Origin of the sequence: Acidovorax sp. K2F (assembly GCF_025246485.1) — a bacterium.
GTDB lineage: Bacteria > Pseudomonadota > Gammaproteobacteria > Burkholderiales > Burkholderiaceae_C > Acidovorax > Acidovorax delafieldii.
The window spans coordinates 128,710-152,473 of record NZ_JAOBSQ010000007.1 but is presented as its reverse complement, the minus strand read 5'-3'; the positions used below and the strand labels follow the sequence as shown (position 1 = coordinate 152,473).

The following is a 23,764-nucleotide window of genomic DNA, read 5'->3' as shown; positions in this document are numbered from 1 at the left end:
TTAGCGTCGCGGCATGAGCACCACCACCCTTCTCGTGCGCCAGGACCAGCTGGCCACCACCCGCCTGTTGACCACCGACGACACCCCGCTGGCCGAGGGCCAGGTCCGCGTGCGGGTCGAGTCCTTTGCCCTCACGGCCAACAACATCACCTATGCCGCGCTGGGCGACATGCTGAACTACTGGCAGTTCTTCCCCACCGGCGAGGCCGGCTGGGGCATCGTGCCCGTGTGGGGCTTTGGCACCGTGGTGCAGTCGCTGCACCCGGCCGTGGCGGTGGGCGAGCGGCTGTATGGCTACTGGCCCATGGCCAGCCAGGCCGTGCTGTCGCCCCAGCGTGTCAACCCCACGGGCTTCAGCGACGGCGCCCCGCACCGCGCGGGCCTGCATGCGGTCTACAACCACTACCTGCGCACCAGCACCGACGGGCTGTACCGCGCCGACAACGAGGACGTGCAGGCGCTGCTGCGGCCGCTGTTCATCACCTCGTGGCTCATCGACGACTTTCTGGCCGACCAGCAGTTCTTTGGCGCCAAGCGCATGCTGCTGTCCAGCGCGTCGAGCAAAACGGCCTACGGCACCGCCTTCCAGCTTGCACAGCGCGACGGCATCGAGGTCATTGGCCTCACGTCGCCCGGCAATGTGGCGTTTTGCGAAAGCCTGGGCTGCTACAGCCGCGTGGTCACCTACGACGCACTGGACCAGATCGACGGCGCCACACCCAGCGTCTACATCGACTTTGCGGGCAGCGTGGGCCTGCGCCAGCGCATCCACGCCCACTTCACGGGCCTGGCCTACAGCTGCTCGGTGGGCGCCAGCCACGTGCAGGACCTGGGTGGCGCAGGCCAGTTGGCCGGCCCGCGCCCGGTGATGTTCTTTGCGCCCGCCCAGGTCAAGAAGCGCCACGCCGACTGGGGCGCCCAGGGCCTGAACGACCGCCTGGTGGCGGCCTGGAACCAGTTCAGCGCCGCCGTGTCGGCAGGGCCACAGCCCTGGCTGGTAGTGCAGCGCCATGCGGGCCCCCAGGCCACGCAAACCCTGTTTGCGAGCGTCCTGGCGGGCAGCGGCGACCCGCGCGCGGGGCATATCGCGACGATGCTGCCCGCTTAAAGCCCGCAACCCGGCGGCCAAGGGCATGGCGGCGACAATGGGGCATGACCCCATTGCCCCCCGATACCGCTACCAACCCCGCCAACGACCAGCACCCCTACGCCCGCCTCACCCCCGACCAGGTGCTGGACGCACTGGCTGGCGTGGGCCTGTACGGCGATGGCCGCCTCATGGCCCTGTCGTCGTACGAAAACCGGGTGTACCAGGTCACGCTGGAAGACGGCGAGCGCGTGGTGGCCAAGTTCTACCGCCCAGGCCGCTGGAGCGAGGCGCAGATCCTCGAAGAACACGCCTTTGCCGCCGAGCTGATGGCCGCCGAGGTGCCCGCCGTGGGCCCGCTGGTGCTGAACGGCACCACCCTGCACCAGCACGATGGCTTTGCGTTCTCCGTCAGCCCCTGGCGCGGCGGGCGCCAGCCCGAGCTGGACGACTTTGAAGTGCTGGAATGGATCGGCCGCTTTCTGGCCCGCATCCACACCGTGGGCGCCGCCCAGCCCTTTGCACACCGGCCCACGCTGGACCTGGCCACCTTCGGCACGGCATCGCGCGACTGGCTGCTGATGAACGAGATCATTCCGCTCGACATGCAAGCCGCCTGGAAGGCACAGTGCGACAAAGCTCTTGATTTGATAGCCGCCAGCGCATATTCCACTAGCGCTACAGGCCAATTTGGCTTGAACAATGCCACCATGATCCGCCTGCACGGCGACTGCCACCCCGGCAACATCCTCTGGACCCCGCTGGATGAATGGGGCCGCGGCGGCCCGCACTTTGTGGACCTGGACGACGCGCGCATGGGTCCGGCCGTGCAGGATCTGTGGATGCTGCTGTCGGGAGACCGGCGCCAGCGCACCCACCAGCTCGGCGCCCTGATCGACGGCTACGAGCAGTTCCGCAGCTTCGACCGCCGCGAGCTGGCACTCATCGAACCGCTGCGCACCTTACGCCTGATCCACTACAGCGCCTGGCTCGCACGCCGCTGGCAAGACCCGATCTTCCCGGCCAACTTCCCCTGGTTTGGCAGCAGCGACTACTGGCGCGGGCAGGTGGACATGCTGATCGAGCAGATCGAGGCGATGGAGGAAGAACCGCTGGTGGCCTGACAAGGCGGACCGGGCGCGGACAGGCCCCACCAGCGCAGGCCAGGCCATTGCAAACGATTGTCAACCCCTGCGCACAGCTGCCCGATGTGGGGCACCATCAAGGCACCTCTTCCCCAAAGAGGTGTTTCTTTGATTTCACGGCCCCCGGCCCAGAGCCCACCAACATGCGCATCGCAGTCCTTGACGACGACCTTCTCCTGCTGGAGCAGATCAAGGGCACCCTGGAATGCCACCACCATGTGTGCCACACCTACGCCGACGGCACCAGTCTGCTGAAGGCCCTGCGGCACGACACCTTCGACCTGCTGATCGTCGACTGGCACCTGCCGGACATGGAGGGCACCGAGGTCGTACAGACCGTGCGCGACATGAGCGGCATGCAGTTGCCCATCCTGTTCATCACCCGCCGCAACGATGAACGCGACGTGGTCGAAGCGCTCTCGCGCGGTGCCGACGATTTCATGAGCAAGCCCCTGCGCATGGGCGAACTCGTGGCCCGCATCACAGCGCTGCTGCGCCGCGCCTACCCCGAAAGCATGGGCGCCCGCATGACCTTCGGCGCCTACTGTTTTGACGCCGACAAGCGCTCTCTGAGCGTGCACGGCCAGCCCATCGAACTCAAGCACCGCGAGTACGAACTGGCCCTGTTCATGTTCCGTAACGCCGGGCGCCTGCTGTCCCGCACCCACCTGCGCGAAGCCGTCTGGGGCGACAGCGCCGAAACCCCCTCGCGCTCGCTCGACACCCACATGTCACGCCTGCGCACGAAGCTGGAGCTGACCGAGAACAACGGCTACACGATCTCAGCGATTTATGGGATGGGGTACCGGCTGGATCCTGTGGGCGCACCAGCCCTCCACCGCGCCCCTGGGCAGCAACGCGCCGCGACCACCGAAACACTGTCAGGGTAGTGGCCGGCAGTGCCCGTCGGCCAGGCTCAAGGCGAGGACGCGGCAGACGGCAGCGACCCGCGCCAGCTGCGGATCAGCACATCATTCACAAATTTGCGGTCCATCCACAGCCACAGCAGGATAGGCACCAGCGTAGGCAGCACCAGAGAGCCCAGCTGGTAGCCATACACAATGGCCTCCATTTGCCACTGGGACACCCTGAGCAGACGGATGTCTGCCTGGGCGGCCAACACCATTTGCATCAGGGCGCTCATCGTCAGACTGAATGCCTGGAACGGTAGCAGCAGGACATACCCTGCAGCCACACGGCCCAGGCGCCCCCTGCCTCGGGCCGCCAGCAGCAGCGCAATGAAGATCGGCAGCCCGTAGGCATAGCGTGCTGTGCTGACATCGATGGTGATCTCCCCGCGTCGCCCGCCCGCGTCGGGAACAGGCACGGAGATCGCGGTATCCACCTCCATGGTGCCCGGCGACAGATGCACCTGCCGCACCCACATCGGCGCACTCTGCTCCAGCGCCATGTGCGAAAGCGCCCCCACGGGGTAGGAAGTCCATGCGGACACCTGCGACCATACAGTCGTCAGGGCCACGATCCACCCGAAGGCAGATAGCATGAAGATCGTCAAGGGAGATAGTCGGCGCATGGGCAGTCCGTTCCTTCGCTTTCGGCTCATCGCACGGGCGGCGACAGGTCCAGAGACGCGCTCACCAGCGGGTCGGCAGGCTTTGGAGAGACTGCGGAGTACGCCGGGGGCGCAGGTGGATCTTCAGGCGGCGATGGAGGCCCGGACGCTTCCTGCGACTTGCTGCCTGCGCGCACCCAGAGCAGCCAGACAACCAGCACGTCCAGCATGATGAGTGCCTGCCACAGGTACTCGTGCGCAAAGTTGAACACTTGCGTGTTCCACTGCCCGAGGTAGAAAAGACTGATCACCCGCACCACGTTGAGCCCTTGCACCGCCAGAAAGCCGACCAAAAGGCCCACCAGCTTGTGGCGCCAGGACGAGGGGAACGCCATCACGGCAGCAAACAGCACGATGCAGGCTTCGATGCCGTTGCATCCGGGCTCGATCGAAACACCAAAGCCGGTCGCGGTGTTCCAAAGCACCTTGCCCGCCGCCGCAGCGGTTTCATCAAACAGCATGACCAACGCCACGCAGGCGCGCGCCAGCAACTCCGTCCACGGAAGAACCACATGCTGCTGTACCACGCCCAGCATGTTGATGCCAAAAAGGGAAAGCTGAAGCAGTACAAAGGTCAGAAAAAAACGCAGCATGGAAATCTTGGACAACAAAGCTGCCTGCAAAGATTCAGGCGAAGCTTCCATTATCGACAAACAAAAAAGCGGCCAGCACGCCTTGGTGCGTGCTGGCCAACACCAGCCTGAGCGTTTGGCAGGTGTGAGAAGCGCCGAGGGGGACTACTGCGAAGCGGTCAGCGACGACGCCCCCGTGCCGCCTGCCCCCAAGCCATCAGGCCCAGCAGGGTGGACAGGATGATCAGCCCCCACTCCGACAAGGTTGGAATGCTGCTGGTCCCGCTGGGCGGCACCGACACCGTGGTGGTGGTGGTGCTGGAGTTGTTGCCGGGATTGGTGTCACCCGGCGCATCCAGCGTGGCTGTGTTGACCAGCGGACGTGCGCCGGTATAGGGCGATGCCAGCGCTGTCACCAGCGTGAAGGTCCGCGAAGCCCCCACTGCCAGGGGCCCGATCGCGCACCGCACTGTGCCTGCCGCATTCACGCAGCCAACGGCCGAGACAAAGCTCACCCCCGCAGGCAGCACATCCACCACTTGTGCGCCATCGCTGGCCAGAGGGCCGTTGTTGGTGACCGTCAGTGTGTAGTTGAGCGATGCGCCAGGCGCCAAAGGCCCCACAGGTGCTGACTTGACCAGGGCCAGATCGGTCGCCACGGTAAAGCGGCGCGCAGTGGTGTCATGCGTGACCACGTTGTTGGCCAGGGTGGTTTCCGTCTCGTCCACGGTCACGCTGACCCGGTTGAAGGCCGTGCCGCTGGTGGCACCCGCCACCGTGAGCGTCTCCGCACGCATGGCATAGGTCACCGTTGCCGTCTGGCCACTGTTAAGGCCTGGGAAAACGCAGCGCAGCGTGCCACTGGTAGCGCCCACGGTCGGCTCGGTACACACGCCCCCCGCATTCACGGTCAACGCACCTTGGTAGCTGAACGTCGCGGTCGGCGCCGAGCCTGGGGCCGGGAAGATGTCCGTCATCACCACGTTGGTCCCATAGGAAGGTCCGCTGTTGTTGATGGTGATGGTGTATGTGGTCGGTTGCCCCAGGTCCACCGGGTCGGCGCTGTCCACCTTGTTCACCAGGATATCGAGCTGTGCGGCCGTGACGGGTGTCGTGGTCGTTGCGCTGTTGTTGCTCGTGTTGGACTCGGCAGTGGCAGTGGTTGCAGCAATGCTGTTGACGACGTTGCTGCCCGCAGCGTTGCCCAGGGGCCGCATGCGATAGGTGGCCGTCTGCTGCGAGCCCGCCGTGATGCTCGTCCAGGTGCAGGTGAGGGTTCCTCCGACGGTGCCCGCCGTGATCGGCGAGCAGGATCCACCGCCGCTGACGGTGACCAGCTCGATGAAGGCGGCGTTGGAGGGCAAGGTGTCCACCATCTGCACCGTTTGCGCGGTGGACGGCCCGGTGTTTCCGATCGTCGCCACGAAGGTGATCGGTGCTCCGGCAGCCACGGAGGCGGGGGTCGCGGTCTTGGCAGCCGTGACATCCACCAGGGCCGTGACCTGGCTGGTCACGCTGCCGCTGTTGTTGGATTGATCAGGATCGCCCACATCGGTGGACCGCACGGTGGCCGTGTTCGTGCGATTTCCGGTAGCTGCGATATTGGGGCGTACCACCAGGGTCACCGTCGCTTGTGCACCTGCTGCCAGGGTGCCCAGAGAACAGCTCAGGTTCTGCGAAGTCCCGTTGGTCACCCCGTTGGGCGTGCAAGAGCCCTGCGAGGCTGTAGCCGACTGAAAGCCCCCCGTATTGACCAGGCTGGCCAACGTGTCCGACACCACCACATTGGTGGCCGTTGCAGGGCCCAGGTTCTCCACGGTGATGACATAGGTCAGGTTCTCGCCGGCCACCACGGTGGCGGGCGACGCCGTTTTAGACACCACCCGCAGATCGGCCTGCGTTGCGGTCGATGTGACGCCGACCCCCGCACAGTTGTTGGCGGCATTGCTGTCCACCCGTACGCCTGCCCCCAGGGCCACGCAGGCGTTGTTGGTGGCCGTACCGGTGCCGGTCAGCATGGCAGAGACGGTGACCACAGGCGCGTCGGTGTTGGCCGACAACGCAGTGGAACGAGAGCAGTTCCATGCACCAGGCCCTGCAAACGGCAAAGCATCGCAGGTCCATCCGGTCGCGCTGACGAGGGTGTTGAGGGTGACCCCCGCCGGAACCTGGTCTGTGATGGTGATGGTCTGGCCCGCCGGGATGGCCAAGGGGCCGGTGTTGCGTGCTGTCAGTGTGTAGTTGAATGGCTGGTTGGGCACCACCGGGTTGATGCTCGCCGTTTTGGTCAACCGCATGTCTGCGTCGTTGCTGGACGTGACATTGGCCGTGGCGCTGTTGTTGCCAGGCACAGGGTCGGGCAGCGCGGTGCTGACACCCGCCGTGTTGCTCAACACCCCGGTGTTATCCGCCGTGGCTGTCACGGTAATCGCGGGCATGTTGCTGAAGTTGGCGCCCGTGTACTCTGACCGGGTGCAGGTGATGGTGGCATCACATGTCCATCCGGAGCCCGTCGCAGAAACAAAGGTCAACCCCGCCCCCAAGGTGTCGGTCACCGTGACGACCTGCCCCACCAGCGACATGCCGCCATTGAGGCGGGGCGTCAGGGTGTACACCACGTTGGCACCCTGCGCCACGTTGGAACTGGCAGCCGTCTTGGTGACCGACACATCCGCTCCAGCGTTGGAGGCCACATCTACAGTGACCGTGTTGTTGGTCAAATCCCCATCCGGCATGGTCGCGCTGTCTGGCTTGCGGCCAGCCACGGCAAATGCGGCAGTCACGGTGCCGTTCACATTGGACACAGCAGGTACGGTCAACACCGAGGTGGTGGCACCATTCGCCAAGGTGCCCGAGCGGGTACAGCTCACGTTGCCACTGCTCAGCGGATAGCCGCTGGACGGCGTGCACGACCAGCCACTGCCCGAGGGTGCTGCGGTGATCAAAGCCCCGGCAGGCACGGTGAAGCTAATGCTCTGGCTGCCATCTGCCGCGTCCGGCCCCTGGTTGGTAGCCTGCAATGCGTAGCTGTAAGCTTGGCCTGCATTCACGCTGGCAACAGACGGAACTGCAGACACCGAAAGGTCAGCCGCTTGCGTGGCCGTTGTGGCCTGGATGCTGTTGACGTTATTGCTGGCGTTGGGGTCTGCGGTGGTGCTGCCCGCCGTGGCGGTGTTGGTCCACACCCCGGCCGAAGGCAAGCGCACGCGCACCGTCACCGTTTGATTGGCATTGAACGGAATGTCGCCCAAGGCGCAACTGACCGTGCCGCCAGCCTGGTTGCAGGTGCCTGCGGTGGTGTTCACATCAATGAAGACGGAACCTGCGGGCAAGGTGTCTGTCAACGTGACACCCACCGCCCCATTGGGTCCGTTGTTGTCGATTCGCAGCGTGTACGTGAAGATGCCGCCAGCTGGCCCCGGGTCCGGAGAGTCTGCGTGGTTCACCACCAGGTCCGCAGACTGCGCCAGGGCAGCGCCCGCGACCAATCCATTCGCCAGCAACAGCCAGCCAAACCGGCGCAAGGCGCGGGATGCCCGGCGGGATTTCTCCGCCCAGCGTTGATGGCGCATGCCCTGCTCGGGCTGCGTAGTACCGTCAAATTCCTGCATCTGTCTACTGGGCGGATGCGCGCCCACAAAGAGGCGCGACAACGGATTGAACATAGTTGGTCCTGAAGTGATGAACAGCTCAAGTTTTTGGCCACGCCGCAACCTCACCAGCCCCTTTTCGGGTTGGTAAAAATCGGTGTGAGGGGAGACCGCGAAGACGCCCAGCCTTGGTGGCTGAAGCAGCACTCGAATCTAGCCACGAAACAGGCGCATTGCTGCGGGGCAACAATCGTTAACCATTGCGTGACGCAATGCGTATCGTTCGCACCACTCGCGTGCAGTGCTGTGGTGATCAATTCGGCGGGAGAAGGCGCCGCCCTTGGTTTCCTTGGCCCGCGCAGGCCATCAGGGCTTCAGTGATTCACGCGTTGGAGCGCAGGACATTCCGCGCACGCCAACGCAGTGAACTCCGCTGCGGACGGCAGCGTTGTGCGGCGTTATGCAAGGCCCGTGAGGCTTGAGCAAAGCCAACACGGTGGGCTATGCTGCACCCTATCAACACGCCCCCCGCCCATGAAGGACTGGATACGCAACGTTTTTTCGATCCGACAGGCACGCCGCCCCGCGCCGGTGGGGCAGGTGCCTGCGGTCGGCACGGACATCCAACGGGAGGCGCTGAAGATGGCGGTCACCCATCGGATTTCGGGGGAGTTGTGGGACTGGCTGGTGCTCTCCGGCTGGCGCAATCTACCGGTGGCAACCGACCGGCGTCGCGGCATGCGGCTACCCGATGAGGCCCTCAAGACTTTGATGGATGCAGCCCCACAAGAGCGCAACCAGGTGCATGCGCGGCTGCTGGAGCAGGCTCAGCCGCCGGAGTGAGTTGGCCCCGCAGCGGCCAAAGAAAAACCCCGGGCGCTGCCCAGCCCCGGGGTTTCACTTTGAATGGCTTCCCAGCCCCTATTCACGCGGGGTGAAAGCAGATTTCGCCCCGGGGGCGCACCCGCCCACCACCTGCGAGAACCTCAGGCCAGCAGCGCGTTCACGCGCTTGACGTACGCCGCAGGGTCTTCTGGCAAGCCGCCTTCGGCCAGCAGGGCTTGGTCGAACAGGATGTGCGCCAGGTCATGGAAGTGCACGCTGCCGTCGAGCTTCTTGACCAGCGCGTGCTCGGCATTCACCTCCAGCACGGGCTTGGTCTCGGGCGCCTGCTGGCCGGCCTGCTTGAGCATGCGGGCCAGCTGTGTGCTCATGCCGTCGTCCTGCACCACCAGACAGGCGGGTGAATCGACGAGGCGGGTGGTCACGCGAACGTCTTCGGCCTTGTCCTTCAGGGCTTCCTTGAGCTTGGCGAGCACGGGCTTGAACGCCTCGGCAGCCTCTTCAGCGGCCTTCTTCTCGGCCTCGTCCTGCAGCTTGCCCAGGTCCACGGCACCCTTGGCCACGCTTTGCAGCGGGGTGCCGTCAAACTCGTGCAGGTAGTTCAGTGCCCACTCGTCCACGCGGTCGGTCATCAGCAGGACCTCGATGCCCTTTTTCTTGAAGACTTCGAGCTGTGGACTGTTCTTGGCAGCAGCCAGGGTGTCGGCAGTGATGTAGTAAATCGCCTCCTGGCCTTCCTTCATGCGGGCCTTGTAATCGGCAAAACCGACCGTCACGGCGTCGCTGGTGGTGGATGCAAAACGCAGCAGCTTGGCCAGGCGCTCGCGGTTGCCAAAATCTTCGCCCAGGCCTTCTTTCAGCACGGCGCCAAACTCGGCGTAGAACGCGGTGTACTTGCCTTCCTTGGCTTTGTCGTCGGCATCCACCACGTCGGTCACGCCGTCGGCGCCCGCTGCGGTGTCGTGCCTGTCGTGCTTGGCCAGGTCTTCCAGCATCGAGAGCACGCGCTTGGTGGAGCCTTCGCGGATGGACCGCACGTCACGGCTTTCCTGCAGCAGCTCGCGACTCACGTTCAGCGGCAGGTCGGCCGAGTCGATCACACCCTTGACGAAGCGCAGGTAGGTGGGCATCAGCGCTTCGGCGTCGTCCATGATGAACACACGCTTCACATACAGCTTCACGCCAGCCTTCTTGTCGCGGTTCCACAAATCGAACGGCGCCTTGGCGGGGATGTACAGCAGCTGCGTGTATTCGGTGTTGCCTTCCACGCGGTTGTGCGCCCAGGTCAGTGGGGCTTCGTGATCGTGGCTGATGGTCTTGTAGAACTCGGCGTACTGCTCGTCGGTGATGTCCTTCTTGGGACGCGTCCACAGGGCGCTGGCCTTGTTGATGGTTTCCCACTCGCCCGTCTTGACCATGCCGCCGGGCTGGCGGCCACCGTTTTCGTCGTTGGGGTTGATCAGCTCGCCGTCTTTCCACTCTTCCTTTTCCATCAGGATGGGCAGGCTGATGTGGTCGGAGTATTTGGCGATGACCTGCTTGAGCTTCCAGGCGTTGAGGTATTCCTCGGCGTCGTCGCGCAGGTGCAGGATGATGCTGGTGCCGCGCTGGGCGCGGGTGATGGTTTCCACCTCAAAGTCGCCAGTGCCGCCACTGATCCAGCGCACGCCTTCTTCGGCCTTCAGGCCCGCACGGCGGGATTCCACCGTGATCTTGTCGGCCACGATGAAGCCGGAGTAGAAGCCCACGCCGAACTGGCCGATGAGCTGGGCGTCCTGCTTCTGGTCGCCCGAGAGCTTGCCCATGAAGTCCTTGGTGCCGCTCTTGGCAATCGTCCCCAGGTGGTCGATAGCCTCTTGCTGGCTCATGCCGATGCCGTTGTCGGTGATGGTCAGCGTCTTGGCGGCCTTGTCGAAGGTCACGCGCACTTCAAGGTTGGGCGCGTCTTCGTACAGGGCGGGCTTGTCCAGCGCCTCAAAACGCAGCTTGTCGCAGGCGTCCGACGCGTTGGAGATCAACTCGCGCAGGAAGATTTCCTGGTTGGAATACAGCGAATGGGTAACCAGGTGCAGCAGCTGGGCCACTTCGGCCTGAAACGACAGGGTTTGCTTGCTCATGGAGGGGTTCTCTCTATGGAAATCGGTCTGAACGAATACGAATGGGATCGGCACAAAAAATCACGCCTGCCGAACCAGCAGGCGTGATGTAGGGGCGTGCGCCCGTTTTTCAAGGGCCAGGCATGGCGGTCGTTGACCGCCCGGCCGGGCCTCAGTGCTCAGCCGTCGGTGGTGATGCGCTCGATCAGCGTCTTGAGCATGGTGTCGGCCTTGTCGTTGGCCACCTGGCAGGTGCCCGCCGCCGCGTGGCCGCCGCCGCCAAACTCCAGCATCAGGTTACCCACGTGGGTCTTGCTGCTGCGGTCCAGGATGGACTTGCCGGTGGCAAACACCGTGTTCTGCTTCTGCAGGCCCCACATCACATGGATGGAGATGTTGCACTGTGGAAACAGCGCATAGATCATGAACCGGTTGGTCGCCCAGATGATTTCCTCGTCGCGCAGGTCCAGCACCACCAGATTGCCGATGCGAATGGCACAGCTTTGCAGCTGGGCCTGGGCCTTGGGGGCGTGCTCGCGGTACAGATTGACGCGCTCTTGCACATCGGGCAGCGCCAGGATCTCGTCGATGGTGTGGTCGCGGCAATACTGGATCAGGTCCATCATCAGCGCATAGTTGCTGATGCGGAACTCCCGAAAACGCCCCAGGCCCGTGCGCGAGTCCATGAGGTAGTTCAGCAACACCCAGCCCTGGGGGTTGAGGATGTCGTCGCGTGAATACTGCGCCGAGTCGGCCTGGTCCACGGCGGCCATCATCTCGTCGGTGATGCGCGGGAACGCGGCCTTGCCGCCATAGTGGTTGTAGACCACGCGCGCGGCCGAGGGGGCGTGGGCCTCGATGATGTGGTTCTCGTCGCGGCGACCCGAGTTGCGGATCGTTTCGGACTCGTGGTGGTCGAATACCAGGTGCGCACCCGGCACGTAGGGCAGGTTGGTGGTGATATCGCGGCTGGTGATAGGCACCTTGCCGTCCTGCATGTCCTTGGGGTGAACAAAAGTGATCTCGTCGATCAGGTTCAGCTCATTGAGCAGCACCGCGCAGACCAGGCCGTCAAAGTCACTGCGGGTCACCAGGCGGTATTTCGGATCACTCACTAAATTCTCCTTGTTACGTAGCGCACTGCGACATGGTAGCCGCGCCCCGGCCCCTGGCAAGCGCCGCCTGCGTCAAAAAGCAGGCCGCCCAGGTACTCATACCTGCATCCATTCCTGCAGCTGCCGGGCCACGCCCGCATCTGCCAGCAGGTCCAGGTGGCCCAGGCGGTAGAACACCGCCTGCCGGGGCTTGGCAAAGCCCAGCGTCCTCTCGGGATCATCGTGGATGCCCAGCGCACTGTTCAAGGGCACCAACCCGTCCCCCACCAGCCGCTCGCCCACCGGGCTGCGCCGCGCAGCCAGGGTGGCCGCCACCGCGTGGCACGCCACCGCGGAAGGCAGCGGCACCGGGGTGCGCTGGTCGGGGCTTTTGCGAAAGCGATCGCGCCCCTGCCAGTCCGTATCGAGCACATGGCCGTAGCGCAGGTCGGTGATGCCCGCACTGCGCAACTGGGCCAGGCGGGCAAAGGGGCGTGAGTACGCGGTGCTGCCCAGCAGCACATCCACCCAATGACCCGCGCGCTCCAGGGGCGCGCCGTGGTGCGGGGTGCCCAGAAAAACCAGGTGGCGCAGCCGGGGCAGCCAGCCGCCGGAGCCTGCCGGGGCCTGTGCAGCATGGTGGCAGGCGCTGCGCGCCACGAGCCCACCCATGCTGTGGGCCAGGATGGACAGCTCCGTCACCGGCACGGGCCACGAAGCCACCAGGGATGCAAGCAGGGCCGATAACTCAGCACCGTTGGTGGATGTGTGCTGGCCGGTGTTGTAGCGCAGGTAGACAGGGGTATAGCCCAGGACCTCGGCCAGATGGGCGCCATGGTCGTGGCCATGGCGCAGCCACTGCAGGTCGTTCATGCACAGGCCATGCACCAGCACCAGGAGCTTGCCCGTGGCGGCGCCCGGTGCAGCCAGCGCGCGCAAGTCCAGGGGCAGACCGTGCTGGTACCAGCCCATCTGCGTGCACAGCGGGTTACCGTCGCGTTGCAGCCGGTCGCCCATCACGCCGTTGAGCGCTGCGATGACCGCCTCGCGCTCCCAATGCACTGCGTCGGATGGCGTGGCCGGAGCAAAAAACGGCTCCAGCCGCGCCAGCCCGGCCTGCAGACCCGCATCCACCAGCTGCGTTACCCCCCGGATGCTTTGGTACACCAACCCGGTCAGCCCCCGCGTACGACCCGGCTGGGCACCGCCCGGCAGCCCCAGCGTGCCCAGCACCGACTGGTGCACCCCCTCGGCCACCCGGCTGATGCCGGTGGTGGCCTGCGCGGCCAGGCGCGCGACACCGCGCAGGTCGGACGCCCGCAACTGACGCAGCGGGTTGGCGTTCGCCACAGTGGCGCCGTCGACCGGAGGGGCAGAAGCAGCAGGCTTGCGCAGCCGGGGTGTGGACGGTGGGGGCATGAAAGGGCTCCGTTTAAAAAGTGTCAGGGAGCCCGGGGCTCTCAGAACCGCTCGTTGGGCGACAGGTAGCGCCACTGCCCCACAGGCAGGTTGCCCAAGGTCACGCGACCGATGCGGATGCGCTTGAGACCCACCACCTTGAGCCCCACCAGTTCGCACATGCGGCGGATCTGGCGTTTTTTGCCCTCGGTGAGCACAAAGCGCAGCTGCTCGGGGTTTTGCCAATCGACCTTGGCGGGCTTGAGCGGTTCGCCGTCCAGGCTCAGGCCATGGCGCAGGCGTTCCAGCAACTCTCTGGGAAACACCGCCTGCACATTGGTGCTGACCGGGTCACGCTCGTCGATTTCCTGCAGCGGCGCGGAGCGCTCGCCGGGGTGGCGTGGCACCGCCTGACCGGGGGCCTGGTAGACCACGCGCACCAGGTACTCCTTTTCCATCTCGGAGTCCTCGCCAATGATCTGCCGGGCCACTCGACCGTCCTGGGTCAGCACCAGGAGGCCTACCGAATCGATATCGAGCCGCCCGCAAGGTGCCAGGCCCCGCAGCTGCGGCGGAGAGAAGCGGTTGCGACTGGGGTCATCGCGCCAGTGGGTGCGGGGGTTGATCAGCGCCACGGCGGGCGTGTGACCGTCCTCGGCCTGGCCGCTCACATAGCCAATGGGCTTGTTCAGCAGGATGGTGACGCGCTGCTCCTGGAAACCCTGGGCAATCTTGTCCACCTCAATGCGGTCGGCCGCCGTGACCTGCTGGCCCATGGTCGCCACCACGCCGTTGACCTTGACCCAGCCCTGCTCTACCCAGTCGTCGGCCTCGCGGCGCGAGCACAGACCCAGCTCGGCCATGCGCTTGTTCAGGCGCGAGGTGGGCAAGCCCCCCACGGTGCTGGTGGCCGGCGCAGGCACCTGGCGCACTGGCGCCACAAAGGCGCCTGACGCGACGCGGTAGCTGGACGGCGCTGGAGCGCGCGACGGACGGGGGGCTCTGGGTGGCGGCGCAGGCCGTGCAGGCGCAGGCTTGGCCGCCAGGGTCGGGCGGCGCAGCACGGGACGCGCGGCAGGCGCAGAGGAAGAAGCAGGCGTGGAGCCGCCAGCGTCAGAGGCTGGGGCAGCAGCGGAGCCCGCGGGCGGGCGAGAGGAGGAGGAAGACATTGGGTGTATTTTCGCCTGTGAACTGCTTTGAACAGGTTCTTAGCCCCCAAACTGAGATGCAACGGCCTGGCGCCAGCTACCCCTGGCGGGCTTGCCAGGCCAGGAAATCATCCACCGGCAGGGGCCGCGCAATGTGATACCCCTGCGCCTCGTCGCAGGCCAGGAGGCGCAGGCGCTCCAGGATGGCGGCGGTCTCCACGCCTTCGGCCACCACGGTGAGCCCGAGGTTGTGCGCTAGGTCGATGGTCGAGCGCACGATCATCGCGTCGTCTTCGCCCGTCTCCATGCCCATCACAAATGACTTGTCGATCTTGAGCTCATCGACCGGCAGGCGCTTGAGGTAGGCCAGCGACGAATAGCCCGTGCCGAAATCGTCGATGGACAGCTTGAAACCCTGCTCCGACAGGCGGTTGAGCATGGCCTCGGCGCGCTGCGGATCGTCCATGATCGCGCTTTCGGTGATCTCCAGGCAAAAGGCACTGGCCGCCACTCCGTGGCGCGCCAGGATGTCAGCCAGCCGGTGGCTCAACTCGGGGTCGAGAAGGTCGCGGGTGGAGAGGTTGACCGACACCCTGAGCGGCAGGCCCTGCGTGCGCGGGTCGGCCAGCAGGCGCGCGACTTCTTCAAAAATCCACAGCGTGAGGTGGCGCACAAACCCGGTCTGCTCGGCAAACGGGATGAACTGCATGGGCGGCACCAGCCCGCGCTGCGGGTGTTGCCAGCGCACCAGCGCCTCGGCCGCCAGGCCCGGCTGCCCGTGCAAGGGCACCTTGGGCTGCAGGTACAGGCGCAGCTCATGGTGCTCCACGGCGTGGCGCAGCTCGGTCAGCAGCGACAGGGTCTGCGCACTGGACGAATCAAACGCTGCGTCGTACTGCAGGGCTCCGCTGAGCTTGCGCTTGGCGGCATACATGGCGATTTCAGAGCGGCTGAGCAGCGTGTCGGCGTCACCCGCATTGCCCGGCCAGCAGGCAAAACCAATGCCTGCGCTCAGGTCCACCGTCTGGTCCTCAAAGGCCAGAGGTTCCTCGAAAGACTGGTTGATGCGCTGGGCAATCTCGTGTGCCGCAGCGGCGTCGGCGCGCTGCAGCAGGATGGCGAACTCATTGCCCCCCAGGCGCGCCACCATGTCTTCGGGCGAACGCACCTGCTGGCTCAGACGCTCGGCCACGGCCTGCAGCAGGCGGTCGCCAAAGGTGTAGCCCAGCACGTCGTTGACATGCTTGAAGCGGTCCAGGTCCAGCGTGAGCACTGCCAGCGGCTGCGCAGGATCGGCACTTGCGGCGATGGCCTGCACCACGGCGTCACGAAAGCGCTCCCGGTTAGGCAGGCCCGTCAAGCGGTCCCAGTAGGCGAGGCGGCGGATTTCGGTTTGCTGCGCGCCGATGTCCACGCGCATGTGGTCGAACGAACGCGCCAGGTTGCCGATCTCGTCCGTGCGGTCGGTGTGCTCCAGCGGAACATCGTATTCACCGCGTGAGAGCCGCTGCGTGGCCGCCAGCAGCGAGCGCAGGGGCGTGGTGAGCCGTTGCGCCACCAGGCCCGTGCCTGCCGCAAACAGCAGCACACCCGCCACAGTGATGATGGCCAGCAACACCTGCAGCTGGCGATAAGGCGCCACCACCTCGTCCACCGAACGCAGCAGCAGCGAGTGCACCTCTCCCCCCACGCTGTCGAGCTTGCTGGAGCGCGCAAGCAAGGTGCCCTCGGCTGTCTGCAGCTCGCCTGCCGCGCCACCGGTGCTCAGCAGCAAGGCCCGCGCATCTGCGGGCAAGGTGCTGACCGACAGGGTCATCGCTCCCTCCGGGGACTTGATCATCAGGGCCACATGCACCGACAAGAGCTGCCGCATTTCGTCGGCACGCGACTGGTCGATGCGAAAACCCATCAACACCCAGCCAATGACCACCGGCGCACGCATGGGCACCATCACGAACTGGTAGGGCACGCCATCCATCACCGCAATCTGGCTGCCCTGGGGCTGCTGCGCCAGGCGCGGCACCACCTGCCGCAGCGTGGCCGGGAATTGCTCCATGCTGTCGGACAGGCTGACCGCGCGCAGCTCCAGGTCCGTTCCGAGCAGCGCAGTCACGGCTGCGCCGATGCGGCTGCCATGGTTCTCCAGCACCGACTGGATGGTTTCCTCGTCCCCCGAGTTGACCGCCGAGCGAAAGCCATAGTCAGCCGCGAGCAGAGCCGATCCCTGGCGCAGCTGCTCGGCATTCTGGTCGAGCAGGCGGCGCCAGATGTTTTCGTCCAGGTCCAGGGCCCGCGCGATCTGGGCGCGGGCATTGCGGTCGATGGAGGCCCGCACCACGGCAAACCCTGCCGCCTGCACGATGAGCAGCAGCAGCAGCGACAACCCCACCAACCGCAGGATCAGGCTGCGCCGGGCCAGGCGCAGCCGCTTCAAGGTTGCAACCCCGTCATGCGCACCGACGCCGTGGCAGAGCCTGTAGCAGGCACGGTCAGCGCCTGCTCCAGGGCTGGGGTACCCACCGGCAGGCGGGTGTGCCAGGTGCGCAGCGTGTAGGTGCCGGGCGGCACGTTGTCGAGCTGCGCCTTGCCAGTGGCGGCGGGGGTACGGGCGTAGTACGGCGTGTCCACCACCAGCACCCAGCCCACCATCTGGTCATGGATGTTGCAGCCCAGGGCCACCACGCCGGCCTTGTCAAACAGCACCGGGTTGGATGGCGTGCCGCTGTAGAGTTTGAGCTCGAACTTCTTGGCTGGCGAGAAGGAGTACACATGGTGCCGCACCGAGTCGCGGTTGGGGAACAGCACCTCGGTGCCCACCGGCACCACCAGCAGGCCGGGCACAAACTGCCGTTTCTCCTGCGCCATCTCCACACCGGTCAGCGGTTTGACCTGCTTGCGCGCCTCGGCCGAGTCCAGGAACACCACCGCATCGGCCACAGGCTTGCCCGCAGCGTCGGACACATCCACCTGCACGGTGCCTGCCTGCGCGCCGCCGGCCACCAACGCCAGCGCAGCGAGTGCCGCTGACGAGGTACGCATGGCGTGACGCAAGGCTTGGTGCACCGCGCGCGGCCGCAGCGTCGGCAGGCCGTCCGGCCTCATGGTTCGATCGCCAGGCCCACCAGGGGCGCGCCATCGCCCACCAAGCCCAGGGGGCGGGTGGCGCCGGTCGCCAGGTCCACCTGGTGCAGCCGGGTCTGGGTATCGGCGGCGGTGCGCACGGCGATGAGGGCGGTGTTGCCCACGTCGGCGATGTCAAAACTCACGTCCGTGAGCGGCCCCAGCCCCAGCGGGCCCACGGTGCGCAGCTGCCCGGCGTTGGGCGACACCACGGGCTGGGTGCCCTCGCGCGAGCCCTGCATCACCAGCACGCCCAGCGCACGGTCGATGGCGTAGTTGGTGGTGATCTTGCTGTCGTTGGGGTTGTAGGTGTAGGCGGCACCGGCAATGTCGGGCCTGCGGCGGGCGTTGACGTCGCCCCAGGCGTAGCGCAGGCTGGGGTCGGGCTGCACCCCTTCCACCGCAGTGTCGCCATCGACCACCGCCCCGGTATCGGGGTGCAGACGCAGGTTCTGGCCGGTGTTGGACACCACCCGGATACGGTCGGCTGCCGGGTTGAAATCAAAGCCGAAGACTGCGCCTTGCAGCGCCAGCGCGGCGGGTGCAGGGCCCACCGGGCGCAGCGCGCCGGTGGGGATGTCGAGCGTATACAGGCGGCCCGCCTGCGACAGCGCATAGAGCACGCCCTTGGCCACGCGGAAGTCGATGCCCACCAGCCGCTCGCCGGGCGCCAAGCCTGTCACGGGGCGCCGCTCCAGGATGCGCTCGGGCTGCGCGGCCTGGAAGGTAATGAGCTCATGCGAGGCCGTCACGGCCACCAGGGTTTCGCGCAAACCGGTGTCTGGCCGGGGTACCGCACAGCCGGCCAGCAAGGCCAGGGTGGCTGCAGCGAGGGCGGTGCGCAGCGTGGAAGAGGGAAAAAACGGATGCATGAAAGACCTCGCAAGTGTTACAGGTTTATACCTGATCGCTTGCACCCGTGGCGGGGGCAAGGGCAAACCCCAAGCACCACATTCACTTTGTTTTTGATAGCAACAAAGGCATTCATTACCGGCGCCTGCGATGGTTTTTCCAATAGTTTCAGCGCCACCTTCTGTTGCACTTTGACGCCAGTGCACCAGGGTCGTGCGGCGCGGCATTTGTAACAAACACGGCTATGCAGATCGGGCATGGGACCATCCTCAACGCTCATGACACATTTTGTTGTTATTGCCTACACTGCACCGACTCCAGCGCCCGTTCAACGGACGCGCGGCGGCCGGTGGGCACCGTTATTGCTTTGCGCAGAGGCCCCCGTTTGATCACGCTTTGATCCTTTTCGATACCCAAGGACCCCCATGCCGGCTGCTTCCACCTTCAAATCCCTGTCGATTTCCAGCCGGCTCGGCCTGGGGTTCGGCTGCATGCTGGTACTCCTGGTGGCGGTGGCGGCAGTGGGCCAGCTGTCCGTGGGCAAAGTGCACGATCAGATGACGCAGATCACCGGCGTGGGCGCCAACAAAGCCAAGCTGGTCAACGGCATGCTGGAAAGCGTGAGCGCCATCGGCATCCAGAGCCGCTCCGCCGCCATGCTCAACGACATCGATCCCAAGCAGGCGCGCGAGCAGATCGTGGCCGTGGGCAAGACGCTCAAGGAATACGCCACGCAAGAAGCTGCTCTGACCCAGCTGCTCACCCCTGCCACGGCCACCCCCGCAGAACTCAAGCTGCTGACCGAGGTGCAGGCCCTGGGCGGCAAGACCCGCCCCGAACTGGACAGCGCCATCAAGGCCGCTGACGACGGCGACACCGTGAGCGCCACGTTGGCGCTGATGACACGCGTGGCCCCCGCAGAAACCGCCTGGCGCGCCAAGCTGCGCGAACTGATCGAGCTGCAAAACACCTTGAATGCCGAGGCCACCGTCTCGGCAGAGCAAACCCAGAGCAGTGCCCGCGTGGTGGGCGGGCTGCTGGTGCTGCTGGCCATCGGGCTGGGCGCGCTGATTGCCTGGCGCATCACGGCCAGTATCACCGCCCCCATTGGCCGCGCAGTCGTGGTGGCCGAGCGCATTGCACGCGGCGACCTCACCTCGCAGGTCGAAGTGCGCATCCACGACGAAACCGGCCGCCTGCTCGAAGCCATTGCCGCCATGCAGGAGCGCCTGCGCACCCTGGTGGGCGAAATCGGCCAGACCGCCGACTCCATCCTGGTGGCCAGCTCCGAAGTGGCTTCGGGCAACCTGGACCTGAGCCAGCGCACCGAACAGACCTCGCACAACCTGCAGGGCGCCGCGACAGCGCTGGTGGACCTGACCGGCACGGTGTCGCAAAGCGCCGACTCGGCCCGCCAGGCCAACCAGCTCGCGTCCACCGCGTCCGATGCGGCCACACGCGGCGGCGAAGTGGTAGGCCAGGTGGTGCGCACCATGGACACCATCAGCGCCAGCTCGCGCAAGATCGCCGACATCATCAGCGTGATCGATGGCATCGCGTTCCAGACCAACATCCTCGCGCTGAACGCGGCGGTGGAAGCCGCTCGCGCGGGCGAGCAAGGCCGTGGCTTTGCGGTGGTGGCGGGCGAGGTGCGCAACCTGGCGGGGCGCTCGGCCCAGGCCGCGCGCGAAATCAAGGCGCTGATCGGAACCAGCGTGGACCAGGTGCAAGAGGGCAGCACGCTCGTCAACCACGCCGGCAAGACGATTGAAGAACTGGTGCAGTCGGTGCGCCGCGTCTCCGACATCATGGGCGAGATCACGGCGGCCACGCAGGAGCAAAGCCAGCGCATCGGGCATGTGAGCCAGTCGGTGGGTGCGCTGGAAGAAATGACCCAGCAGAACGCCGCCCTGGTGGAGGAAGGCGCAGCCGCTGCCGACAGCCTCAAGGACCAGGCCGGACGCCTGACACAGATGGTGGGCACCTTCCGCCTGACGCGCGACGGCGGCGACGAAAACAGCTGGGGCATGGCCAGCGCCTCCGCATCGCCCACCGCAGTGCCAGCGCCCACGCGCACGGCAGCCCCGCGCCACCTGGCCTCAGCCCCATCATCCCGCGCTCCCGCACTGCCGCGTAGCTGACGGGACTTTCAATCGGGCGCACTCCACGCCAGGGGAAGGCGCACAGCGCCTCAGGGGGGTGTCACACTCGATCGCAGCGCCGCCAGGTCCAGCACCCGCAGACCGCCGTACTCCACCCGGATCGCCCCTTGCGCCTCCAGCGCCGCCAGCGCCTCGTTCACCCGCTGACGCGACAGCCCCACCAGATAGGCCAGCTCTTGCTGCGTGATGCGCAGCACCTCGCCCACGCCCGGGTACAGCACGGGGTTGAACAGCGACGCTAGGCTGCGCGCCACACGCACATCGGGGTTGTTCAGGCGGTCGATCTCGCGGGCTGCAATGAACTGGCCCAGGCGCTCGTTGAGCTGGTTCATCACAAAACGGTTGAAGCCGATGGAGTGGTCCAGCAGCCAGTGAAAGCTGTCAATCGGCAGCCCGGCCACCACGCTCTTGCGCAGGGCCTGGATGTTGTAGCGATAGGGCTCGCGCTTGATGGTGGTGCCCTCGCCAAACCAGCCGCCGGGCGGCAGGCCCGCATAGGTCATGGTCTGGCCCTGGGCGTTGTCGGTGCTCATCTTGAGCAGGCCCTCCACCACCCCAAACCAGTAGGTCACCGGGCGCCCCACGCGGCACACATAGTCGCCCGCCTTGGCGTCCCCCACCAGCAACGAGGCCACGGCGCGCTCTCGCTCGGCGGGCAGCAGCAAGTCGAGCCACGGAATACCGTCAAGCTCCTGCGGCGTGGGCGAACGGCGCCGCTGGTGCAGCGACAGGTCCTGGTGGGTGCGTGGGTCCATGGCGCAAAGGTTCTCACGAAAAAGGGCGTCCCGCAGCCGCCCCGGCATGCGGGAATACCACGATCCCAATTGTCGCCAGACCGACAAAAAAATGCCAATCGTGACGGGATGATGTCGCCTCGCGCCCCGCCCGTACAGGGCCGGAGCCCCCGAGGAGACAAGCACCATGACCCAACACCCTTCCATCACCGCACGCACCGTCCCACCCGCGCCCACCGCGCCGCGCCCCCTGGCCCGCCGCCAGGTGCTGGCCGCCGCAGCCGCCACCGCAGCGGCCGTCGGCCTGCCCGGGCTGGGCTGGAGCGGCGCGGCCCGCGCGCAGGAGGGCGCAATCAAGATTGCGCAATCCACCGCCCTCACCGGCCCGCTGGGCGACCTGGGCTCGGCCATGCACCAGGGCGCCAAGGCCGCATTTGCGGGCATCAACGCGCGCGGCGGCGTGCATGGCAAGGCCATTGAACTCGTCACCCAGGACGACACCTACGACGTGCCCAAGGCACTGGCCAATGTGGAGCAGTTTCTGGCCGACCCCGGATATTTCGCGCTGTTCAACTGCATGGGCACGCCCATGATCGACGCCATGCTGCCCAAGGTGATCGAGAGCGGCATCCCGTTTTTTGCCCCCTTCACCGGCGCACAGCTCAGCCGCACCAAGAACGCCCGCAACGTGTTCAACATCCGCGCCAGCTACGCCGACGAGGCCGAGAAGCTGGTGCAGCACCTGTCCACCATCGGCATCCAGCGCATTGGCATCGTCTACCAGAACAACTCGTTCGGCAAAGAGGTGTTCAACGCGGCCAAGCAGTCCATGGACCGGCTGAAACTGCCCGAAGCCACCACGGTGACGGTGGAGAACAACGCCTCGGACGCGGGCAGCGCCGCAGCCAAGCTGGCTGGCGGCAACCTGGAGGCCATCGTGATTGGCCTGGCGGGCAAGCCCACGCTGGAGTTCGTGAAGGCGTTCCGCGCGCTCAAGCGGGGCGTGACGCTGTACGCGCTGTCGGTCATGGGCACCCCGGCCACCGTCAAGGCCCTGGGCGCGGACGCCACGGGCATGGCGATTTCGCAGGTGGTGCCCCTGCCCTCCAACGTGGTGATGCCCGTGGTGCGCGAATTCCAGGCCGCCTGGAAGGCATCCGGCGCCACGGCCGAGCCCTCGCACCTGGCGCTGGAGGGCTACATCAACGCCCGCGTGTTTGCCGAGGCCCTGCAGCGCGCAGGCCGCAACCCCACCCGCGCAGCCTTCATCGACGCCACCTGGAACCTGAAAAAGTGGGACCTGGGCGGGTTCGAGATCAGCGCCAGCACGCCCGACCGCAACGCCTCGCGCTTTGTGGAGCTCACGCTGGTGGGGCGCGACGGGCGGTTCTTGCGATAGCCCTGGGCCCCCCAGTTCTCAGCGAATGTGAGCGGCACAGGTGGCTTAGCGCATGCCCACACAATTGCTATCAATTAAATAGCTGCCAGCGCATATTGCACTAGCGCTACCGGCCAATCTTGCCCAAATACTGCTATTGCGAAGCCAATCCGTACCGGTAGCCCTTGAACGACCAGATGGTGCGGCCGGACTCGATCTTCTCCAGCAGCAGGCCCGGCCCGGCCGGGTCGCCCTCGTGCAGCACCTGGCCGTTGACGATGGCCATGCGGTACACCGGGTTGCTGGAATAGGTAACGCCAGAGATCTTGAGCGACGGCAGCTGTGCCCGCACAGCCTCGGGCAGATCGGCCTGGGCAAACACGGTGCCCGTAGCCGCCGGTGCTGCCGAAGGAGCTGGACTGGCCGCAGCCATGTCGGGTACACGCGGCGCTGGGGCCGCAGGCACGCGCTCACGGGGGGCAGGCTCTGCAGGGCGTGACCGTTCGGAGTCTGTGGCGGGGGAGCGCGGTGCGACCGAGTTGCTGGACACCGGCGCGGGACGCTCCCGCTGCGGTGCCGCCGCGCGGGGCGCGGCTGCCGGAGGGGGCGTCACCGCCGCCACCACCGCAGGGGCCGCTTCGGGGGCTGCCGGCAGAGCGGCAGGCGCTGCGGGCGGCGCCGTGGACGCTACCGCCGGCATGGACGGCGCCACAGCGGCGGATGGTGCGGGCGCTGCAGCAACAACCACGGCGCCCGCAGGCACCGGCCGCTGCAAAAACCACCAGGTACCACCGGCCGCCACAGCAGCCACAACCACCACCGCCACGGCCATCAGCACCGGGCTGATGGCCGATCGCCCTGCCACCGGCACGGCACCGGGGACAGGCACCGCCGGGGTATGGATGCCGGGCACAGCGCCACGGCCGCGCTCAGCTTCTGCGCGCCGCAGCGCATCAAGGATGTAAGACACTG

The 23,764-nt window shown here is 66.2% G+C and carries 19 protein-coding genes; 6 read left to right on the top strand and 13 right to left on the bottom strand.

Annotation, left to right across the window (positions count from 1 at the left end):
* Window positions 1-13 precede the first annotated feature (13 nt).
* The 3 genes from N4G42_RS03030 to N4G42_RS03020 all read left to right on the top strand — a co-directional run bounded on the left by N4G42_RS03030 (window position 14) and on the right by N4G42_RS03020 (window position 3,122).
* Window positions 14-1,108: a DUF2855 family protein gene (locus N4G42_RS03030; protein WP_260666112.1), complete on the top strand. Its 1,095-nt coding sequence runs from the start codon at window positions 14-16 to the stop codon at window positions 1,106-1,108.
* Between the two features lie 44 nt (window positions 1,109-1,152).
* Window positions 1,153-2,211 carry a serine/threonine protein kinase gene (locus N4G42_RS03025; RefSeq protein ID WP_260666110.1) on the top strand — a complete coding sequence of 353 codons (1,059 nt, stop codon included), beginning with the start codon at window positions 1,153-1,155 and terminating at the stop codon, window positions 2,209-2,211.
* A 164-nt stretch (window positions 2,212-2,375) separates the two neighbouring features.
* Window positions 2,376-3,122 (top strand): response regulator transcription factor, encoded by a 747-nt coding sequence (locus tag N4G42_RS03020; RefSeq protein WP_056059686.1) that lies wholly within the window; start codon window positions 2,376-2,378, stop codon window positions 3,120-3,122.
* A 26-nt stretch (window positions 3,123-3,148) separates the two neighbouring features.
* Here N4G42_RS03020 and N4G42_RS03015 read toward each other — a convergent pair whose 3' ends face one another.
* From N4G42_RS03015 to N4G42_RS03005, 3 genes are all read right to left on the bottom strand, one after another.
* Complete coding sequence (locus N4G42_RS03015; protein WP_260666108.1) at window positions 3,149-3,766, bottom strand: exosortase H-associated membrane protein; 618 nt, start codon at window positions 3,764-3,766, stop codon at window positions 3,149-3,151.
* A gap of 26 nt (window positions 3,767-3,792) precedes the next feature.
* Window positions 3,793-4,398: an exosortase H gene (xrtH, locus tag N4G42_RS03010; protein WP_108497111.1), complete on the bottom strand. Its 606-nt coding sequence runs from the start codon at window positions 4,396-4,398 to the stop codon at window positions 3,793-3,795.
* A gap of 158 nt (window positions 4,399-4,556) precedes the next feature.
* A complete protein-coding gene (locus N4G42_RS03005) occupies window positions 4,557-8,042 on the bottom strand; it encodes an IPTL-CTERM sorting domain-containing protein (protein WP_260666107.1) in 3,486 nt (1,161 codons plus the stop codon).
* Window positions 8,043-8,501: 459 nt separating this feature from the next.
* On the opposite strand from N4G42_RS03005, the gene N4G42_RS03000 reads away from it, so the two are divergent.
* Window positions 8,502-8,810 (top strand): hypothetical protein, encoded by a 309-nt coding sequence (locus tag N4G42_RS03000; protein WP_260666106.1) that lies wholly within the window; start codon window positions 8,502-8,504, stop codon window positions 8,808-8,810.
* Window positions 8,811-8,953: 143 nt separating this feature from the next.
* Here N4G42_RS03000 and htpG read toward each other — a convergent pair whose 3' ends face one another.
* From htpG to N4G42_RS02960, 8 genes are all read right to left on the bottom strand, one after another.
* Window positions 8,954-10,927, bottom strand: a complete 1,974-nt coding sequence (gene htpG, locus N4G42_RS02995; protein WP_260666105.1) for a molecular chaperone HtpG — start codon at window positions 10,925-10,927, stop codon at window positions 8,954-8,956.
* Between the two features lie 158 nt (window positions 10,928-11,085).
* A complete protein-coding gene (locus tag N4G42_RS02990) occupies window positions 11,086-12,021 on the bottom strand; it encodes an exopolyphosphatase (RefSeq protein WP_260666104.1) in 936 nt (311 codons plus the stop codon).
* 96 nt (window positions 12,022-12,117) lie between these two features.
* Window positions 12,118-13,419, bottom strand: coding sequence for an esterase/lipase family protein (locus tag N4G42_RS02985; RefSeq protein WP_260666103.1), 1,302 nt, complete (start codon window positions 13,417-13,419; stop codon window positions 12,118-12,120).
* Between the two features lie 41 nt (window positions 13,420-13,460).
* Window positions 13,461-14,321, bottom strand: coding sequence for a pseudouridine synthase (locus tag N4G42_RS02980; RefSeq protein WP_233194301.1), 861 nt, complete (start codon window positions 14,319-14,321; stop codon window positions 13,461-13,463).
* A 322-nt stretch (window positions 14,322-14,643) separates the two neighbouring features.
* The gene (locus N4G42_RS02975; protein WP_260666102.1) at window positions 14,644-16,980 is read right to left on the bottom strand and encodes a putative bifunctional diguanylate cyclase/phosphodiesterase; all 2,337 of its coding nucleotides are present in this window, start codon (window positions 16,978-16,980) and stop codon (window positions 14,644-14,646) included.
* Window positions 16,977-17,585, bottom strand: a complete 609-nt coding sequence (locus N4G42_RS02970) for a methylamine utilization protein (RefSeq protein ID WP_260666101.1) — start codon at window positions 17,583-17,585, stop codon at window positions 16,977-16,979. Before N4G42_RS02970 ends, N4G42_RS02975 begins: the two co-directional genes overlap by 4 nt.
* A 59-nt stretch (window positions 17,586-17,644) precedes the next feature.
* The gene (locus N4G42_RS02965) at window positions 17,645-18,538 is read right to left on the bottom strand and encodes a DUF4394 domain-containing protein (RefSeq protein WP_260666100.1); all 894 of its coding nucleotides are present in this window, start codon (window positions 18,536-18,538) and stop codon (window positions 17,645-17,647) included.
* 17 nt (window positions 18,539-18,555) lie between these two features.
* A complete protein-coding gene (locus N4G42_RS02960) occupies window positions 18,556-18,777 on the bottom strand; it encodes a hypothetical protein (protein WP_260666099.1) in 222 nt (73 codons plus the stop codon).
* A gap of 166 nt (window positions 18,778-18,943) precedes the next feature.
* Between N4G42_RS02960 and N4G42_RS02955 the strand changes: the two genes are divergently transcribed.
* Window positions 18,944-20,659 carry a methyl-accepting chemotaxis protein gene (locus N4G42_RS02955; protein WP_260666097.1) on the top strand — a complete coding sequence of 572 codons (1,716 nt, stop codon included), beginning with the start codon at window positions 18,944-18,946 and terminating at the stop codon, window positions 20,657-20,659.
* Window positions 20,660-20,709: 50 nt separating this feature from the next.
* Here the strand turns inward: N4G42_RS02955 and N4G42_RS02950 are convergent, their stop codons facing one another.
* Entirely contained in the window at window positions 20,710-21,435 is a 726-nt protein-coding gene (locus tag N4G42_RS02950; RefSeq protein ID WP_056059696.1) for a Crp/Fnr family transcriptional regulator, read from the bottom strand.
* Between the two features lie 166 nt (window positions 21,436-21,601).
* Here N4G42_RS02950 and N4G42_RS02945 point away from each other — a divergent pair, with 166 nt between their 5' ends.
* Window positions 21,602-22,813, top strand: coding sequence for an ABC transporter substrate-binding protein (locus tag N4G42_RS02945; protein ID WP_260666095.1), 1,212 nt, complete (start codon window positions 21,602-21,604; stop codon window positions 22,811-22,813).
* A gap of 133 nt (window positions 22,814-22,946) precedes the next feature.
* On the opposite strand, the gene N4G42_RS02940 is transcribed toward N4G42_RS02945, so the two are convergent.
* Window positions 22,947-23,762 (bottom strand): general secretion pathway protein GspB, encoded by an 816-nt coding sequence (locus N4G42_RS02940; RefSeq protein WP_260666094.1) that lies wholly within the window; start codon window positions 23,760-23,762, stop codon window positions 22,947-22,949.
* Between the last annotated feature and the right edge of the window lie 2 nt (window positions 23,763-23,764).

Coding starts and splice junctions, on each gene's coding strand:
- N4G42_RS02965 (WP_260666100.1), bottom strand. CDS start 18,538: ATGCATCCGTTTTTTCCCTCTTCCACGCTGCGCACCGCCCTCGCTGCA.
- N4G42_RS03025 (WP_260666110.1), top strand. CDS start 1,153: ATGACCCCATTGCCCCCCGATACCGCTACCAACCCCGCCAACGACCAG.
- N4G42_RS02950 (WP_056059696.1), bottom strand. CDS start 21,435: ATGGACCCACGCACCCACCAGGACCTGTCGCTGCACCAGCGGCGCCGT.
- N4G42_RS02945 (WP_260666095.1), top strand. CDS start 21,602: ATGACCCAACACCCTTCCATCACCGCACGCACCGTCCCACCCGCGCCC.
- N4G42_RS02970 (WP_260666101.1), bottom strand. CDS start 17,585: ATGCGTACCTCGTCAGCGGCACTCGCTGCGCTGGCGTTGGTGGCCGGC.
- N4G42_RS03000 (WP_260666106.1), top strand. CDS start 8,502: ATGAAGGACTGGATACGCAACGTTTTTTCGATCCGACAGGCACGCCGC.
- N4G42_RS02955 (WP_260666097.1), top strand. CDS start 18,944: ATGCCGGCTGCTTCCACCTTCAAATCCCTGTCGATTTCCAGCCGGCTC.
- N4G42_RS02960 (WP_260666099.1), bottom strand. CDS start 18,777: ATGCCCGATCTGCATAGCCGTGTTTGTTACAAATGCCGCGCCGCACGA.
- N4G42_RS02985 (WP_260666103.1), bottom strand. CDS start 13,419: ATGCCCCCACCGTCCACACCCCGGCTGCGCAAGCCTGCTGCTTCTGCC.
- xrtH (WP_108497111.1), bottom strand. CDS start 4,398: ATGCTGCGTTTTTTTCTGACCTTTGTACTGCTTCAGCTTTCCCTTTTT.
- N4G42_RS03030 (WP_260666112.1), top strand. CDS start 14: ATGAGCACCACCACCCTTCTCGTGCGCCAGGACCAGCTGGCCACCACC.
- N4G42_RS03020 (WP_056059686.1), top strand. CDS start 2,376: ATGCGCATCGCAGTCCTTGACGACGACCTTCTCCTGCTGGAGCAGATC.
- N4G42_RS03015 (WP_260666108.1), bottom strand. CDS start 3,766: ATGCGCCGACTATCTCCCTTGACGATCTTCATGCTATCTGCCTTCGGG.
- N4G42_RS03005 (WP_260666107.1), bottom strand. CDS start 8,042: ATGTTCAATCCGTTGTCGCGCCTCTTTGTGGGCGCGCATCCGCCCAGT.
- htpG (WP_260666105.1), bottom strand. CDS start 10,927: ATGAGCAAGCAAACCCTGTCGTTTCAGGCCGAAGTGGCCCAGCTGCTG.